This window comes from Mesorhizobium sp. WSM4884, from assembly GCF_029625675.1.
In the GTDB taxonomy this organism is placed as follows: domain Bacteria; phylum Pseudomonadota; class Alphaproteobacteria; order Rhizobiales; family Rhizobiaceae; genus Mesorhizobium.
This window is the reverse complement of sequence record NZ_JARTVO010000001.1, coordinates 379,041-393,732: the sequence shown is the minus strand read 5'-3', so window position 1 is coordinate 393,732 and position 14,692 is coordinate 379,041. Positions and strand designations below refer to the sequence as shown.

Annotated in this window: 13 protein-coding genes and 1 tRNA gene; 9 read left to right on the top strand and 5 right to left on the bottom strand. The window is 64.5% G+C overall.

From position 1 onward, the window contains the following. Nucleotides 1–122: 122 nt before the first annotated feature. Nucleotides 123–1,325 (top strand): aromatic ring-hydroxylating dioxygenase subunit alpha, encoded by a 1,203-nt coding sequence (locus P9236_RS01765; protein ID WP_278072880.1) that lies wholly within the window; start codon nucleotides 123–125, stop codon nucleotides 1,323–1,325. Here the strand turns inward: P9236_RS01765 and P9236_RS01760 are convergent. Continuing rightward, entirely contained in the window at nucleotides 1,294–2,493 is a 1,200-nt protein-coding gene (locus tag P9236_RS01760) for an MFS transporter (RefSeq protein WP_278072879.1), read from the bottom strand. The genes P9236_RS01765 and P9236_RS01760 overlap by 32 nt on opposite strands. 215 nt (nucleotides 2,494–2,708) lie before the next feature. On the opposite strand from P9236_RS01760, the gene P9236_RS01755 reads away from it, so the two are divergent. Together P9236_RS01755 and P9236_RS01750 are read left to right on the top strand one after the other, a co-directional pair. Further along, nucleotides 2,709–3,677, top strand: coding sequence for a DUF1624 domain-containing protein (locus tag P9236_RS01755; RefSeq protein WP_278073055.1), 969 nt, complete (start codon nucleotides 2,709–2,711; stop codon nucleotides 3,675–3,677). Further along, nucleotides 3,674–4,150: an isoprenylcysteine carboxylmethyltransferase family protein gene (locus P9236_RS01750; protein WP_278072878.1), complete on the top strand. Its 477-nt coding sequence runs from the start codon at nucleotides 3,674–3,676 to the stop codon at nucleotides 4,148–4,150. Before P9236_RS01755 ends, P9236_RS01750 begins: the two co-directional genes overlap by 4 nt. Before the next feature lie 323 nt (nucleotides 4,151–4,473). On the opposite strand, the gene P9236_RS01745 is transcribed toward P9236_RS01750, so the two are convergent. Together P9236_RS01745 and mgtE are read right to left on the bottom strand one after the other, a co-directional pair. Next, the gene (locus P9236_RS01745; RefSeq protein ID WP_126088626.1) at nucleotides 4,474–4,860 is read right to left on the bottom strand and encodes a MerR family DNA-binding transcriptional regulator; all 387 of its coding nucleotides are present in this window, start codon (nucleotides 4,858–4,860) and stop codon (nucleotides 4,474–4,476) included. A 153-nt stretch (nucleotides 4,861–5,013) separates the two neighbouring features. Beyond that, complete coding sequence (gene mgtE, locus P9236_RS01740; RefSeq protein ID WP_278072877.1) at nucleotides 5,014–6,432, bottom strand: magnesium transporter; 1,419 nt, start codon at nucleotides 6,430–6,432, stop codon at nucleotides 5,014–5,016. A 395-nt stretch (nucleotides 6,433–6,827) separates the two neighbouring features. Here mgtE and P9236_RS01735 point away from each other — a divergent pair, with 395 nt between their 5' ends. The 5 genes from P9236_RS01735 to sucD all read left to right on the top strand — a co-directional run bounded on the left by P9236_RS01735 (nucleotide 6,828) and on the right by sucD (nucleotide 11,875). Further along, nucleotides 6,828–7,451 (top strand): response regulator transcription factor, encoded by a 624-nt coding sequence (locus tag P9236_RS01735; RefSeq protein ID WP_278072876.1) that lies wholly within the window; start codon nucleotides 6,828–6,830, stop codon nucleotides 7,449–7,451. Nucleotides 7,452–7,571: 120 nt separating this feature from the next. Then, complete coding sequence (locus tag P9236_RS01730; RefSeq protein WP_278072875.1) at nucleotides 7,572–8,762, top strand: aminotransferase class V-fold PLP-dependent enzyme; 1,191 nt, start codon at nucleotides 7,572–7,574, stop codon at nucleotides 8,760–8,762. 10 nt (nucleotides 8,763–8,772) lie between these two features. Further along, complete coding sequence (locus tag P9236_RS01725; protein WP_278072874.1) at nucleotides 8,773–9,720, top strand: CoA ester lyase; 948 nt, start codon at nucleotides 8,773–8,775, stop codon at nucleotides 9,718–9,720. A gap of 54 nt (nucleotides 9,721–9,774) precedes the next feature. Next, nucleotides 9,775–10,962 (top strand): malate--CoA ligase subunit beta, encoded by a 1,188-nt coding sequence (locus P9236_RS01720; protein ID WP_278072873.1) that lies wholly within the window; start codon nucleotides 9,775–9,777, stop codon nucleotides 10,960–10,962. A gap of 13 nt (nucleotides 10,963–10,975) precedes the next feature. Then, complete coding sequence (gene sucD / locus P9236_RS01715; protein ID WP_278072872.1) at nucleotides 10,976–11,875, top strand: succinate--CoA ligase subunit alpha; 900 nt, start codon at nucleotides 10,976–10,978, stop codon at nucleotides 11,873–11,875. A 155-nt stretch (nucleotides 11,876–12,030) separates the two neighbouring features. Here sucD and P9236_RS01710 read toward each other — a convergent pair. Next, nucleotides 12,031–12,115: transfer RNA gene (locus tag P9236_RS01710), tRNA-Leu, on the bottom strand. 181 nt (nucleotides 12,116–12,296) lie between these two features. Here P9236_RS01710 and lipB point away from each other — a divergent pair. Further along, nucleotides 12,297–13,040 (top strand): lipoyl(octanoyl) transferase LipB, encoded by a 744-nt coding sequence (lipB, locus tag P9236_RS01705; protein ID WP_278072871.1) that lies wholly within the window; start codon nucleotides 12,297–12,299, stop codon nucleotides 13,038–13,040. 222 nt (nucleotides 13,041–13,262) lie between these two features. Here lipB and P9236_RS01700 read toward each other — a convergent pair whose 3' ends face one another. After that, entirely contained in the window at nucleotides 13,263–14,513 is a 1,251-nt protein-coding gene (locus P9236_RS01700) for a site-2 protease family protein (protein ID WP_278072870.1), read from the bottom strand. Between the last annotated feature and the right edge of the window lie 179 nt (nucleotides 14,514–14,692).

Here is a 14,692-nt window from a genome sequence, read left to right as displayed (position 1 = left end):
CGACCAGCCGGCAAGCGCCAGCGTCGGAAACGACTTTAAGGGCGGTGCCGGGACGCCACAATGGCCCGCAATTGACAACGGCCTTGGCCGGGTGTCGGCTGTCGGCAGCGAAGGAGAAGCCGATGCAGCCGAATCCGAGCGGACGCGATCGCTACAATGGTCTTACCAGCCTCGAGCCGACATTGCCCGCCACGGCGTATCGGGAACCCGAGGCTTACCAGCGCGATCTGGACACGATCTGGTACCGAAGCTGGCTGATGGTTTGCCGCGAGGCCGATCTCGTGGAACCTCTCGCCTTTCGAACGTCCCGCATCGGCTCGCAGGAAGTCGTCGTGCTGCGCGACGAAACCGGAAGCCTGCGAGCCTTCCACAACACCTGCCGGCATCGCGGCTCGCAGCTTTGCCAGGAAAGCGCTGGGCGGCTGAAGGCAAGGCTGCTCACCTGCCCCTACCATGCCTGGTCCTACTCGCTGCGCGGCGACCTGGTGCGGGTGCCGTCGAAATCGCTGCCCGAAGGCTTCGACAAGGCCGATTACCCGCTCTACCGGGTGGCGCTGTCGGTCTGGCGAGGTTTCGTCTTCGTCAACCTTGCCGAGGATGCCGATGACTCGGCGGAAGCCTCCTTCGATCCCGCTTCCGGCGATCTTGCGAACTGGCCGCTGGAGACGCTCGTCACCGGCCACCGGCTCAGCAAGGTGATGAACTGCAACTGGAAGATTTTCTGGGAGAACTTCAACGAGTGCCTGCACTGCCCGGGCGTGCACAAGGATCTGTCGCGGCTGGTGCCGATCTACGGCCGCGGCCTGATGGCGAGGCACGACGATCCGGAATGGACGCGCCACGCCGACAATGACGCGCCGGAGTTTTCCGGCGGTCTGCGCGCCGGCGCCGAGACCTGGTCGCGCGACGGACGCGTCCATGGGCCAATCTTTGCCGGCCTGACGCCGGCCGAGCGCACCGCCGGCCAGACCTACGCCACGTCGCTGCCCTCGATGTTCATCGTCGGCCATGTCGATTATGTCCGCACGGTGCGGCTCGCCCCGCTCGGACCCGAGCAGACCGAGCTCACCGCCGAATGGCTTTTCGCGCCGGAAGCGCTCGCGCAAACCGATATCGACAATATCGTCGCCTTCGGCACCCAGGTGCTGGAGGAGGACGCCGCAATCTGCGAGGTCAACCAGAAGGGCCTGCGCTCGATCCGTCACGAAGCCGGCGTGCTGATGCCCGAAGAATATGATTTGCGCCGCTTCCACGAGTGGGTGCGCGGGCGCCACGCGGCATTTCAGTCCCCAGTCAAAACGACTTCGGCAGATAGCGCCAGGTGAAGAAGCCGCAGAAAGTCGCCAATAGGCCAAGCGTGACGAACACCGAGCCGAGGCCGAAGAAGGAAAGCACCACGGAATAGACCAGCGGCGGCGTCAGCTCGGAAAAATCGAGATAGGTGCGGTAGACCGCCGCCATCTGAGCCCTTTCGTAAGAGCGCACCGAGCGCATGAAGGCGGTCGAACCCAGCGCGTCGAGCGCGATGGTGAACAAGGCGCCGCAAAGCAGGAAGGCGGCGGTGAGCAGCGGCGCGGCTTCGCCGACGCCGCCGGCCGCGAAAAGCATCGCCGCCATGGCGAAATAGGCGAAGGTCATCGTGCGGCGGCCGCCAAAACGCTTTCCCGCCTTGCCCCAGAAGATCGCCATGAACAGCAGCGCGTTGCCCGCTGACACCAGCAGTCCGCCGGCAAGCTTGCCCTCGCCGGTGATCACCATGAACAGCGGACCGTAGACGAAGAAGGTCGTCCAGAAGCAGGAGCGGCCGAAGGCGATCAGCCAGGCGAGGCGCAGCCGCGGCTGCGTGACGAAACGGCCTATATTGGCGAGCGGATTGGCTGGCCCGCTCTTGCCGGGACGGATCGAGGGGTTGTCGCCCAGCCGGTAAGCCCAGAACAGCGCGAGCAGCGCAAGCGCGAAAGCCACGACCGCGCCATGCGCGGCATAGATGCCGAAGCGCGTGTAGAGGAAGATGCCGAGCGTCGGTCCGCCCGTCCAGGCAAACATCGACCAGGCCATGCGCAGCGATTCCGCCTGCATGAAGTCGGTCTTGCGGATGTGATCCATGATGTAGAGGTTGAGCGTGATCGACAGCGCGCTCGCCCCCATGACACGGCAGAGCATGCCGGCGAGTTGCCCCGGCAGCGTGTGCGTGACGAAGAACACCGAGCCGATCGCTAGCATCAGGCAGCCGGCCGTATAGACCCAGCGTCGCGCGAAGCGGCGGATCAGCATCGGCATGAACAGCGTCACCGAAAGCCCGAGCAGCGAGACGACGGTGTAGAGGATCGAGACGATCTGCTCGTTGCGCAGGATCTCATAGGCCTGGATCGGGATGACGCTGGAGATCGTGGCGCGGGCAAAGGATTCGACCGCGTAGAGCGAGGCGAAGGTGCGCGCATCGGTTGGCCTGAGAGCCGGAAGCCAGATCGGATGGCGCACATGGGTGGACATCGGCCCTCCGAAAGTGAATCGCTCGCCAAATCTGGCCGGACTACCGGCAGGCAGGTAGCAGGAAACCGACTCCGAGAGGCCGAAAAGCGAAGCCGGCCAAAGGCTTTCCGCCGCTGGCCTAAAGCGGCGCGCCATTCCCCGAATGGCAGCGGCCCCTCTGTTGTTCGCGCGAACCGTGATAGTCGTTTGGCACGACTGAATCGGATTGCGAGATGATGAGCCTTCAAACGACGAGCGAAGCCGTCCAGGACGCGCCGAAACACAGCCGCATCGCCGCCATCGACGTCCTGCGTGGCATCGCGCTGATCGCCATGGCGAGCTATCACTTCACCTGGGATCTGGACCATTTTCAATATATCGAACCCGGCACGACCGCAGTTGGCGGCTGGAAGATCTATGCCCGCTGCATCGCTTCGACCTTCCTCTTCCTGGTCGGAGTCAGCCTATTCCTTGCTCATGGCCGGCAAATTCGTTGGCCAAGCTTCTGGAAGCGCTTTGCCATTGTCGCGCTCGCGGCATTAGCAGTTACCGCAGTCACCTTCTTCACTGATCGCAACAACCTGATCTTCTTTGGCATCCTGCACGAGATTGCGCTGGCCAGCTTGCTCGGCCTTGCGTTCCTGCGACTACCGGCGGTCCTGACGGCAATCGTCGCCGCGGCCATTATCGCGGCGCCTTACTATTTGCGCTCGGGATTCTTCGATCATCCGGCGTTATGGTGGGTTGGTCTCTCCGCTACCAACCCTCGCTCGGACGACTATGTGCCGCTGTTCCCCTGGTTCGGTGCGGTGCTTGCAGGCATCGCGGTGACGAAGTTTGCCTCCTCGGCCGGCCTGTTGGCGCGGCTGGGAACCTGGACACCCGGCAACTGGTCGAAGCCGCTGACCTTCCTCGGTCGGCACAGTCTCGCCTTCTACCTGATCCACCAGCCGCTATTATACGGCGGTGTTTCACTGTACTCTCAATTCTGGCCGGGCGAGGCTCAACTTAGGCAGTGTCAAGTTATGTGCGAACAGACGCACGATGACAAGTTCTGCTCGAATTATTGCGCATGTGCCTTTGACGCTCTGAAGGCCGATAAGACTCAGTACTCGACACAAGAGGCGTTCAATGAACATGTCGCGGACGTGGCCAGCACCTGTACGGCGGCGACGGAAAGCAAGATGGAGGGAGGACAACAATGACCGGCACCCAGCCGAAGCATGGGATCATCCCCTGGCCGCCCGTGATCTATGTCGTGGCGATCGCGCTCAGCGTCGTGCTCGGCATGCTCTATCCGCTGCCCTGGATCGGCGACATCTTCGGCGACATCCTGGTCGGCGCCGGTTGGGTGGCACTATTCGGCGTCGCAGCACTTTGGGTTACGGCCATCCGTACCATGGTGCGCGCGAAAACGACGCTCAATCCCAATGCTGAGCCTGACCATCTGGTGACGTTCGGACCCTTCGGCATCACCCGCAACCCGATGTATCTCGCCAACACGCTGCTGTTGATCGGCGTGTCCTTCATCACCGGCATCGCGTGGTTCCTGATCTTCGCCTTCCTCGCCGCCTTCGCGACACAGAAGCTGGCGATCGAAAAGGAGGAAAAGATGCTGGCAGCGAAGTTCGGCAAAAAGTACCGCGATTACGCCAAGCGCGTTCGGCGCTGGATTTGAGCCGAGGCCACAATGAAAGTTGCCAGTGTCAGCAGATCGCACACCTTGGCGATTGGCAGAAGCGGCCATGGCATCGTCATCCTAGGGCGAAGCAAGGAGCGAAGCGACGCAGTGCAGACCCTAGGATCCATGCCGTGACGCTAAGGCGTTGCAACGGTGCAGAATTCTGCTCCGCGGTGCTCCACGATCAAGGCAACGGCATGGATCCCAGGGTCTCCGCGACGCCGCTTCGCGGCTGCTCCGCCCTGGGATGACGAAGTTCAAAAGCTTCGGCTAATCTCGGATGCTTGCGACAGTAGCCCTGCAATCGCCGGCTCCAAGCCTCAGGTATTCACACCAAGTTCCGCCAGCCGCTCCACGCAGGACTCCTCAGCCTGGTCGAGCTCGGCGAGCGTTTCCTCGAGATCGCGCCGCTTCTGCCGCAGGTCCTCGCGCTTTTCCTCGATGCGCCTGATCATCAGCTTGAGCTGGCCGACCTCGCCCGGCGGCTCCTTGTACATCTGGATGATTTCGCGGATCTCGGCGATCGAGAAGCCGAGCCGCTTGCCGCGCATGATCTGGCGGATGAGATGCCGGTCGGAGGGGCGAAACAGCCGGGTGCGGCCGCGCCTGATCGGCTGCACCAGCCCTTCGTCCTCGTAAAACCGCAGCGTCCGCGTCGACACGTCGAATTCGCGCGTCAGCTCGGTAATCGTGTAATATTCCCGCATTCTCGCTCCCACGCCCAAACGTCCAGGCATCGCCACGCAGAAGCGTCGCCCTTCCCTCCGATCAAACCCCGTCATGTGCTGGAATCGGCACTTGACCCCGAGGCAACGTCGCACGGCATTTACGTAAAAGTCAATTGACGGCGCACGATTGCTTTAGCGAATGCTGAACCACCAGGTGGCCAGCCCAAGGAAAGCAAAGAAGCCGACACAGTCGGTGACGGTGGTTACGAAGACGGCCGAGGCCACCGCCGGATCGATCTTGAAGCGGTCGAGCAGCAGCGGGATCAGTATGCCCGCCAGCGCTGCGGCGAACATGTTGATGATCATCGCCGCGGCGATGATGCCGCCGAGATTGGGGTCGTGGAACCAGATCCCGGCGACCATGCCGATCAGCACGGCAAATACGATGCCGTTGATGAAACCTACACCCACCTCGCGCCGGATGATGCGGGTGGCGTTATAGATGTCGAGGTCCCGCGTCGCCAGCGCCCGCACGGTGACGGTCATGGTCTGCGAGCCGGCATTGCCGCCCATGCCGGCGACGATCGGCATCAGCACCGCCAGCGCCACGATATGCTCGATCGTGCGGTCGAACAGGCCGATCACCGACGCGGCGAGGAATGCGGTCAGAAGGTTGACGAGCAGCCACGGCACACGCGAGCGCGACGTCGCGAGCACGGTGTCGGACAGCTCTTCGTCGCCGACGCCGCCCATGCGCATCAGGTCTTCCTCGGCCTCTTGCTGGATGACGTCGACAACGTCGTCGATGGTGAGCACGCCGACCAGCCGTTCGTTCTCGTCGACCACGGCGGCCGAGAGCAGGTCGTACTGTTCGAATTCCCGCGCCGCCTCCTCCTGGTCCATGGTGGCCGGGATGGCATGCCGGGTCTCGTGCATCACCTCCTCGACCTTTACAGCCCGCTTGGTGCGCAGGATCTGGTCGAGGTCGATGGCGCCGAGCAGCTTGAAGCTCGGGTCGATGACGAAGATCTGGCTGAAGCGGTCCGGAAGGTTCTTGTCCTCACGCATGTAGTCGATGGTCTGGCCGATCGTCCAGAACGGCGGCACGGCAACGAACTCCGTCTGCATGCGCCGGCCGGCTGTCTCTTCCGGATAGTCGAGCGAGCGTCTCAGCCTGATGCGTTCAGTGAAGGGCAGCTGCGAGAGGATCTCTTCCTGGTCCTCCTGGTCGAGATCCTCCAGGATGTAGACGGCGTCGTCCGAATCGAGCTCCTGCACCGCCTGCGCGATCTGCTCGTTCGGCAAATTGTCGACGATGTCGAGGCGGATCGCCTCGTCGACCTCGGTCAGCGCGGAGAAGTCGAAATCGGAGCCGAGCAGCTCGACCAGGGCACGGCGCTGTTCGGGATGCAGCGCCTCCAGCAGGTCGCCCAGTTCCGACTGGTGCAGGTCGTCGACCTCACGCTTGAGGGCCAGCGTGTCGCGGTCCGCGATCGCCGCGCCGATCTGGGCAAGAAAGGAGGAGCGGACAGCGCCGTCCTCGCCATAGATGTCGGCGTGGTGTTCGTCGGCGGCCCTGGCGCCGGTCGTCTCTCTGTCCTGGCCTTCCACCAGCGCCTCCGCCAACAGGGAACCCGGAAAGGGTGCGAATCTGGTCTAGAGCATGAGTCCCGAAAGTGGAAACCGCTTTTCGGGAAAATCCGATGCCAATGCGGCAGATAGGGCCATGAAGCGATTCGTCCTGCGAAATCGTTGCCCTAGCGCGCGGAATATTCAACGAAATATGCGCCGCGACGGTGTCGATGCGACCCGTTGGACAGGCAATTTTCGGCTTCAGCCGGCGCGACAACGCATGTCGCTGCGGAAAGAGCGCCCCTTTGCGGTTGGGGCAGAATTGTCATGATGCAGGTCCTGAGCGGCCGGCGACTGCGCAAGATCGAAAGGACAAGCGGCAGGCCTTGAACCTCAAGTCCCGGAAAACGAACGAAACAGTTGGCTCAAGGCGCGTGCGCGTCGTCGTTGCCGAGCGCAATCCGCTCGTTGTGTCGGCGCTCCGCGAGATGCTCGAATGCGACGGGCGTTTCGAGCTGGTGAGTTCCGTGCAGAGCGGCATGCAATTCCTCGAACTGGCGGCGGACACCAGCTTCGATGTCGCCGTCATCGGCTGGAGGCTCGCCGACATGGACGGCGCCGACATCCTGGCGGAAGTCCAGAACCGCAAGCTCGACCTGCGCATCGCGGTCTTTTCCAACGATCATGACATCGGCATCCTGAAGCAGTGCGTGCGGCTCGGAGCCCAGGGCTATTGCTTCCAGTTCGACGATCCGCCGATCATCTTCGAGACCATCCTGGCGGTCGCGCGTGGGCGCATCTGCATCCCCTACATCGACATCAACAAGGTCAATGACACGCCGCTGTCGCAGCTCACCGTGCGTGAGCGCGAGTTGCTCGCGGTACTTTCCGATGGCTGGACCAATCTCCAGATCGCGACCCGGACGGGGATCTCGGAAAACACGGTGAAGTACCACCTCAAGAATCTCTACGACAAGCTCGATGTGCGCAACCGCGCCATGGCGGTCGCGCTCTATGCGAACGAGAAGCGCCGCACCTCCAAGTCGCCTTTCGGGTAGGCGGGCCGGGTAGGTCCACCCTACCCTCGCGCGGCGACAACTTACCCGGTAAGGTGTTGTTGCGACACGCCGCCCGAACGAAACTCCCCGAACAATCCCAACGATCGGAGGAGTTCGCGCATGGCTGGGTTCACCCATCTTTTCATCCCAGGACCCACCAATATTCCTGAAGAGGTCCGGCAGGCCATGAACCTGCCGATGGAGGACATGCGCGCCGCCTCCTTCCCCAATCTCACGCTGCCGCTGTTCGAGGACATCAAGCGGGTGTTCAAGAACGAGACCGGTCGCGTCTTCATCTACCCCTCGTCAGGCACCGGCGCCTGGGAGGCGGCGATGACCAATGTGCTCAGCCCCGGCGACCGAGTGCTGATGTCGCGCTTCGGCCAGTTCTCGCATCTGTGGGTCGACATGGCCGAGCGCCTCGGCTTCGACGTCGACGTCATCGACTGCGAGTGGGGAACGGGCGTCCCGCTCGACCTCTATGCGGAAAGGCTGCGGGCGGACAAGGCGCACCGCATCAAGGCGGTCTTCTGCACGCAGAACGAGACCGCGACCGGCGTCACCAGCGACGTCGCAGGCTGCCGCGCCGCGCTCGACGCGGCGAACCACCCAGCGCTGCTCTTCGTCGACGGCGTGTCGTCGATCGGCTCGATTGACTTCCGCCAGGAGGAATGGCGCGTCGACTGCGCCGTCAGCGGCTCGCAGAAAGGCTTCATGCTGCCCGCCGGCCTCGGCTTCCTGTCGGTCAGCAAGAAGGCACTTGCCGCGTCGCGGGTCGCAACCCACCGGCGCTGCTACTTCTCCTTCGAGGACATGATCCGCGCCAACGACGCCGGCTATTTCCCGTACACGCCCGCCACGCAGCTGCTGCGCGGCCTGCGCGCCTCGCTCGACCTGATCGCCGAGGAGGGACTGGAGAACATCTTCGCCCGCCACCATCGCCTGGCCGAAGGCGCGCGCAAGGCGGTCGACGCCTGGGGGCTGAAGCTGTGCGCCAAGGCGCCGCAATGGCACTCCGACACGGTGAGCGCGATCCTGGTGCCGGAAGGCATCGACAGCGGCGACGTGGTCAAGCGCGCCTACCGCACCTACCAGACGTCGCTCGGCGGCGGCCTCAGCAAGGTGTTCGGCAAGGTCTTCCGCATCGGCCATCTGGGCTGGCTGAACGAGGTGATGGTTTGCGCCTCGCTGTCGGCGGCCGAAATGGCGCTGCTCGATTGCGGCGTGCGCCTGGCGCCGGGCTCGGGCGTGGCAGCCGCGATCGACCACTTCCGGCGCACCGTCGCAATGCCGGTCGCCGAGGCGGCGTGAGGAGCGGACGATGAGCCACACCATCAACCACCTCAAGAAGCTCAGGCTCCAGCGCAGCGAGCTGGCGGTTCCAGGCTCCAGCCCGGAAATGATCGACAAGGCGGCGAACAGCGCCGCCGACTTCGTCTTCCTCGACATAGAGGACGCCGTCGCGCCATCCGACAAGGAACGCGCCCGCAAGAACATCATCCAGGCGCTGAACGACATCGACTGGCGCGCCAAGGGCAAGACCGTCTCGGTGCGCATCAACGGCCTCGACACGCATTACATGTATCGCGACGTGGTCGACGTGATGGAGCAGGCCGGCGACCGGCTGGACACTATCCTGGTGCCGAAGGTCGGCGTGCCGGCCGACCTCTATATGGTCGAGGCCATGGTCAACCAGATCGAGATGGCCAAAGGCTACAAGACCCGCGTCGGCCTCGAAGCGCTGATCGAGACGGCGCTCGGCATGGCCAATGTCGAGGCGATCGCCGCCACGTCCGGCCGGCTGGAAGCGATGCATTTCGGCGTCGCCGACTATGCCGCCAGCAACAAGGCACGCACCGTCAACATCGGCGGCCTCAACCCCGACTATCCCGGCGACCAGTGGCATTTCGCCCTGTCGCGGATGACGGTCGCCTGCCGCGCCTATGGCCTGCGCGCCATCGACGGACCGTTCGGCGACTTCTCTGATCCCGAAGGCTACCAGGCGGCCGCCAGACGCGCCGCCGCGCTCGGCATCGAAGGCAAATGGGCGATCCACCCGTCGCAGATCGCTTTGGCCAACGATGTGTTCTCACCGCCGGAAAAGGAGGTCACGCGCGCCCGCCGCATCCTCGAGGTGCTGAAGGAAGCGGAGGCGCTCGGCAAGGGCGCTGCCGCGCTCGACGGCAAGATGATCGACGCCGCGTCCGAGCGCATGGCGCGCAACGTGCTGGTGGTGAGCGAGGCCATCGAGCGCGCCGGCCAAACTTGATTGACCAAGAGGGCCGCATGGCGCGGCGCATTAAAGAATTACCGGGAGGACAAGATGGACATTCACGAATACCAGGCCAAGGAACTGCTCGCCCGTCACGGCGTGCATGTGCCGCGCGGCGGGCTTGCCTACAGCCCCGAGCAGGCGACCTACCGGGCGCGCGAGATCGGCGGCTCGAGATGGGTGCTGAAGGCGCAGGTCCATTCCGGCGCGCGCGGCAAGGCCGGCGGCATCAAGCTGTGCTCCAACGACGAGGAGATCTCCAACGCGGCCGAAGCCATGCTCGGCCGCAAGCTGGTGACCCAGCAGACCGGCCCGCGCGGCAAGCTGATCTCGCGCCTCTACCTCGAGGAAGCCGTCGACATCGCGCAGGAGCTCTATCTCGGCTTCGTGCTCGACCGGAAGGAGGAGCGCGTCATGATCGTGGCTTCGGCAGCCGGCGGCATGGAGATCGAGGACATTTCCGAAAAGAAGCCGGATTCCATCATCCGCGCCACCGTCGATCCCGGCGTCGGCATGCAGGGGTTCCAGGCGCGCGAGATCGCCTTCGGCCTCGGCCTTGAGAGCAACCTGATCGGCAAGGCCACCGAAACCATCCTCGGCTGCTACCAGGTGTTCCGCGACTATGACGCCTCGATGCTGGAGATCAATCCGCTGGTGGTGACCCGCGATGGCAGCCTCGTCGCGCTCGACGCAAAAATGTCGTTCGACGAGAACGCGCTGTTCCGCCGCCCGGAAATCTCCGAGCTGCGCGACAAGAGCCAGGAAGACCCGCGCGAGACTTTCGCCAGCGACCGCGGCCTCTCCTATGTCGGCCTGGACGGCAATATTGGCTGCATCATCAACGGCGCCGGGCTCGCCATGGCGACGATGGACATGATCAAGATCGCCGGCGGCGAGCCGGCCAACTTCCTCGACATCGGCGGCGGCGCCTCGCCCGAGCGTGTGGCGAAATCCTTCCGCGCCGTGCTCGGCGACAAGAATGTCGAGACCATCCTGGTCAACATCTTCGCCGGCATCAACCGCTGCGACTGGGTCGCAGAAGGCGTCATCAAGGCGATCCGCGAGGTCGGTGTCGACGTGCCGCTGGTGGTGCGGCTCTCCGGCACCAAGGTCGAGGAGGGCCGCCGCATCCTGGCCGATTCCGGCGAGAAGGTGATCGTCGCCGACACGCTGGCCGAAGCCGCCGAAAAGGCTGTCGCCGCCTGGCGCGCCGCCGCCAAGAACAAAAAAGCAGCCTGAGGGAGGTCGAGAAATGGCAATCCTGCTCAACCGCAGTACCCGCGTCATCGTCCAGGGTTTTACCGGCAAGATCGGCAGCTTCCACGCCGAGGACATGAAGCGCTACGGCACCAAGCTGGTCGGCGGCGTGACACCCGGCAAGGGCGGCCAGACCCATCTCGGCCTGCCGGTCTTCAACACCGTCAAGGGCGCCGTGCGCGAGACCCGCGCCGAAGCCAGCATCGTCTTCGTGCCGCCGCCCTTCGCCGCCGATTCGATCATGGAAGCGGCGGACGCGGGCATAAAGCTTTGTGTGTGCATCACCGACGGCATCCCCTCGCAGGACATGATGCAGGTCAAGCGCTACATGCGCCGCTACCGCTTCGAGGATCGCATGCGGCTGGTCGGACCGAACTGCGCCGGCGTCATCACGCCCGGACAGGCGCTGATGGGCATCATGCCCGGCAGCATCTATCTCCCTGGCCGCGTCGGCATCGTCGGCCGCTCCGGCACGCTGGGCTATGAGGCCGCCTCGCAGATGAAGGCGCTCGGCATCGGCGTGTCGACCAGCGTCGGCATCGGCGGCGATCCGATCAACGGCTCCTCCTTCAAGGACATCCTGAAGCTGTTCGAGCAGGACGACGAGACCGACGCGGTGGTGATGATCGGCGAGATCGGCGGGCCGCAGGAAGCCGAAGCCGCGATCTGGGCGCGCGACAACATGCGCAAGCCGCTGATCGCCTACATTGCCGGCCTTTCGGCGCCGAAAGGCCGCCGCATGGGTCACGCAGGCGCGATCATCTCGGCCTTCGGCGAGTCGGCCCAGGAAAAGGTCGAAATCCTGAAGGATGCCGGCGTCGTCATCGTGCCGACGCCTGCTTCGTTCGGCGAGGTCGTGGCCGATACGCTGGCGCGGACGAAGAAGGCGGCGTGACGCCTCGATCGAGCAGGATTGCGAGTGCGGCGGCGTGGTCTGCATGACACGCCGCCGTTACCATTTCAGCCTCCAGAAGCCAGTCGGAAGCCCGCGATATTGATCGCTGGCGCAGGTCCTGCCGGCGGATCAGAAACGGTCCTGTCGGAAGAAGTTGGTGCGGTCGAGAAGACTCGAACTTCCACGGGTTGCCCCACAGCGACCTCAACGCTGCGCGTCTACCAATTCCGCCACGACCGCACGTGGTAGGAGCCGGAACCGTCCGGCCCGGGGCCTGTAGCAAATCGTTTCCGGCGAAACAAGTGCGCTGAGCGGAATATTCGTGAGCTTCTGGCACAATGCTCCACAGCCTCGCCGTGAGGCGGCGGAACTGGACGTTTCGGCCGATTGCCGCCATATAAGCGCAAGTCGAGAAAGTTCCATGACAGAACGCAGCCAGATCGCCACGTCGTTCCTGCCTCTCCCCGGTTCGGCGCCGGTCGAATGGGTGATCGAGCCCGGCTTGACCCCCTATCCTGATGCGCTCGCCTTCATGGAAGCGCGCGCCGAGGCGATCCGCAGCGGCGCTGCCGGCGAGATGGTCTGGCTGGTCGAGCATCCGCCGCTCTATACGGCCGGCACCAGCGCGCGCATCGAGGACCTGATCGAGCCCGACCGTTTCCCGGTATTCGCCGCGGGCCGCGGCGGCGAATACACCTATCACGGCCCCGGCCAGCGTGTGGCCTATGTTATGCTGGACTTGAAGCGCCGGCGCGAGGATGTCCGCGCCTTCGTCGCGGCGCTCGAAGAATGGATCATCGGCACGCTCGCCGCCTTCAACGTGCGCGGCGAGCGGCGCGAGGACCGGGTCGGCGTCTGGGTGGTGCGGCCGGATCGCCCCGCCCTGCCGGACGGCTCGCCCGCCGAGGACAAGATCGCGGCAATAGGCATTAGGCTCAGGCGCTGGGTGAGTTTTCACGGCATCGCTATCAATGTCGAGCCGGAGCTCGGTCATTTCAGCGGCATCGTGCCTTGCGGCGTCTCGGACCACGGTGTCACCAGCCTCGTCGACCTCGGCCTGCCCGTCACCATGACCGACGTCGACCTCGCGTTGAAATCCGCCTTCGAGGGCGTGTTCGGCCCTGCAGCGGTCCCGGTCGCCGAATTGGGCCGCAAGGCGGGCTGACCCTCACTCCGGCCCAGGGTGTGCTGAGATTCAGGTCAGGCCGAGTCGAAAACGGTGGATTCCGAGAACCGGCCTGCGCCGGCCGTAGCCTTCATAGAGCGGAGACATTCATAAGGGCTTCGGCCGGCGAGGGCCGGAGCGGAGCGTACTTAAAGTACGTGAGCACCGGAAGCGCAGGAACCCAGCGTTTGCAGGCCGGCCTCACCTGAATATCAGCACACTCTACATCAGCTGCGCGGAGGCCCAGAGCACGCCATAGCCGTGAATGGCAAAGACCGCGAGCAGCGCGCCGGCCATGGCCAGGCGGTCGAAGGTCCGGATCGGCTTCAGCTCATGACGCGGCTTCACGCCGCTTCCGACGGTGAGCAGGCTCAGCATCGAAAACACCGCGCCGGCAATGAGCAGGAAGCTGGGCGAGAAACCGGCGCGCCAGCCGAGCGCCAGCAGCGCGGACAAGAGCAGGAAGGACGCCAGCGCCAGCGCCAGCGGTCCCGGACAGATTTGGCGCAGCACCTGGCCGCCGTCGAACTTCCACACCGGCACCAGATTGGCGATGTTGAACAGCGAGGCGCAGCCGGCAAGCGTCGCCAGCAGCATTGCCGCAAGGCGATGCCCTTCGCTGCCGGCAAGGCCGCTGGCGGCGATCAGGGGAGGCACCAGGAAGGCGGAGAAGCCCGCGCCCATAAGCGCCACGAAGGCGACCTCGAAGCGGCTGTCATAGGGCCTGCCGCCCATGGCGATGCCGCCGAGCAGCGGAATGAAGATCATCCGCGCCTGGCGATGCCCCGTAAGGCGGAACGCCGCCATATGGCCAAGCTCGTGCAGGGCGACCACCGAGGTCAGGATGGCGGCGAGCGCCAGCCCACCGAGGTTGAGGCCGAAGAACGGCCATAGGATGAAGGCCGAAAGCAGAGCGAAGCCGATCTGGCTCACCGGATGCTCGAACCAGCCGCCCTTGCGATAGGTCCCGGTTCTCGCCCAGACTTGCAGCTTGGCGAGCTCGCGGCGCATGGCGAAGAAGCGGAAGATCAGGAAAGCGATCCCGCGATAGCGATCGATTTGTGTAAGCGTGACCCGCGTCGCATCCCCTTCGGTGACGAGCTCGGCGGTTTCGCGATAATTGGCCCAGAACGAGGAATCGAGCGCCGTGTCCTCGATGACCCGCATCGAGAAGCGGCTGCCTTCCACCACATCGTCGAACCTCGCCTTGCGTTCGATCGGTCGGCCATCGCGCCCTTCCCAGGACAGTTTGATCAGCGCCGTCCCCTCGCCGTCCAGCGGTTCGGCGGAAAGGATTTCACCCGACCAGCCGGCATCGCTGCCGAACGGCCAAAGCGCCTGCCAGAGGCGGTTCGCGTCAGCCGCCACAAGACGGCTGACGCGAACCGTGCGCTGCCCGAGCGGCGCCGTCATCAAAAGAAAGATCAGTCCGAGATTTCCGGCCACGAGGGTGACCGTGGCGATGACCGACACTGCCTTTGGCTCCCAGTTTCGGAAACCAGCCTAGCGGCGGCGCGGCCAAGAAAGGCTTAACAATGGGCGGGCTCTTGCCCGTCCCAGGGCGGGCTCTTGCCGCCCCGAACGGAGGGTGGACCCTCGCCCCCGGGCAAGCGGCGGCGAGCCGCCCGATCACATGGCGCCAATCCAGATCG

Bases quoted from the DNA above. Each gene is read 5' to 3' on its own strand.
- P9236_RS01760 (WP_278072879.1), bottom strand. From the start codon at position 2,493: ATGTCCACCCATGTGCGCCATCCGATCTGGCTTCCGGCTCTCAGGCCA.
- P9236_RS01745 (WP_126088626.1), bottom strand. From the start codon at position 4,860: ATGCGGGAATATTACACGATTACCGAGCTGACGCGCGAATTCGACGTG.
- P9236_RS01725 (WP_278072874.1), top strand. From the start codon at position 8,773: ATGAGCCACACCATCAACCACCTCAAGAAGCTCAGGCTCCAGCGCAGC.
- P9236_RS01765 (WP_278072880.1), top strand. From the start codon at position 123: ATGCAGCCGAATCCGAGCGGACGCGATCGCTACAATGGTCTTACCAGC.
- P9236_RS01720 (WP_278072873.1), top strand. From the start codon at position 9,775: ATGGACATTCACGAATACCAGGCCAAGGAACTGCTCGCCCGTCACGGC.
- lipB (WP_278072871.1), top strand. From the start codon at position 12,297: ATGACAGAACGCAGCCAGATCGCCACGTCGTTCCTGCCTCTCCCCGGT.
- P9236_RS01750 (WP_278072878.1), top strand. From the start codon at position 3,674: ATGACCGGCACCCAGCCGAAGCATGGGATCATCCCCTGGCCGCCCGTG.
- sucD (WP_278072872.1), top strand. From the start codon at position 10,976: ATGGCAATCCTGCTCAACCGCAGTACCCGCGTCATCGTCCAGGGTTTT.
- P9236_RS01730 (WP_278072875.1), top strand. From the start codon at position 7,572: ATGGCTGGGTTCACCCATCTTTTCATCCCAGGACCCACCAATATTCCT.
- P9236_RS01755 (WP_278073055.1), top strand. From the start codon at position 2,709: ATGAGCCTTCAAACGACGAGCGAAGCCGTCCAGGACGCGCCGAAACAC.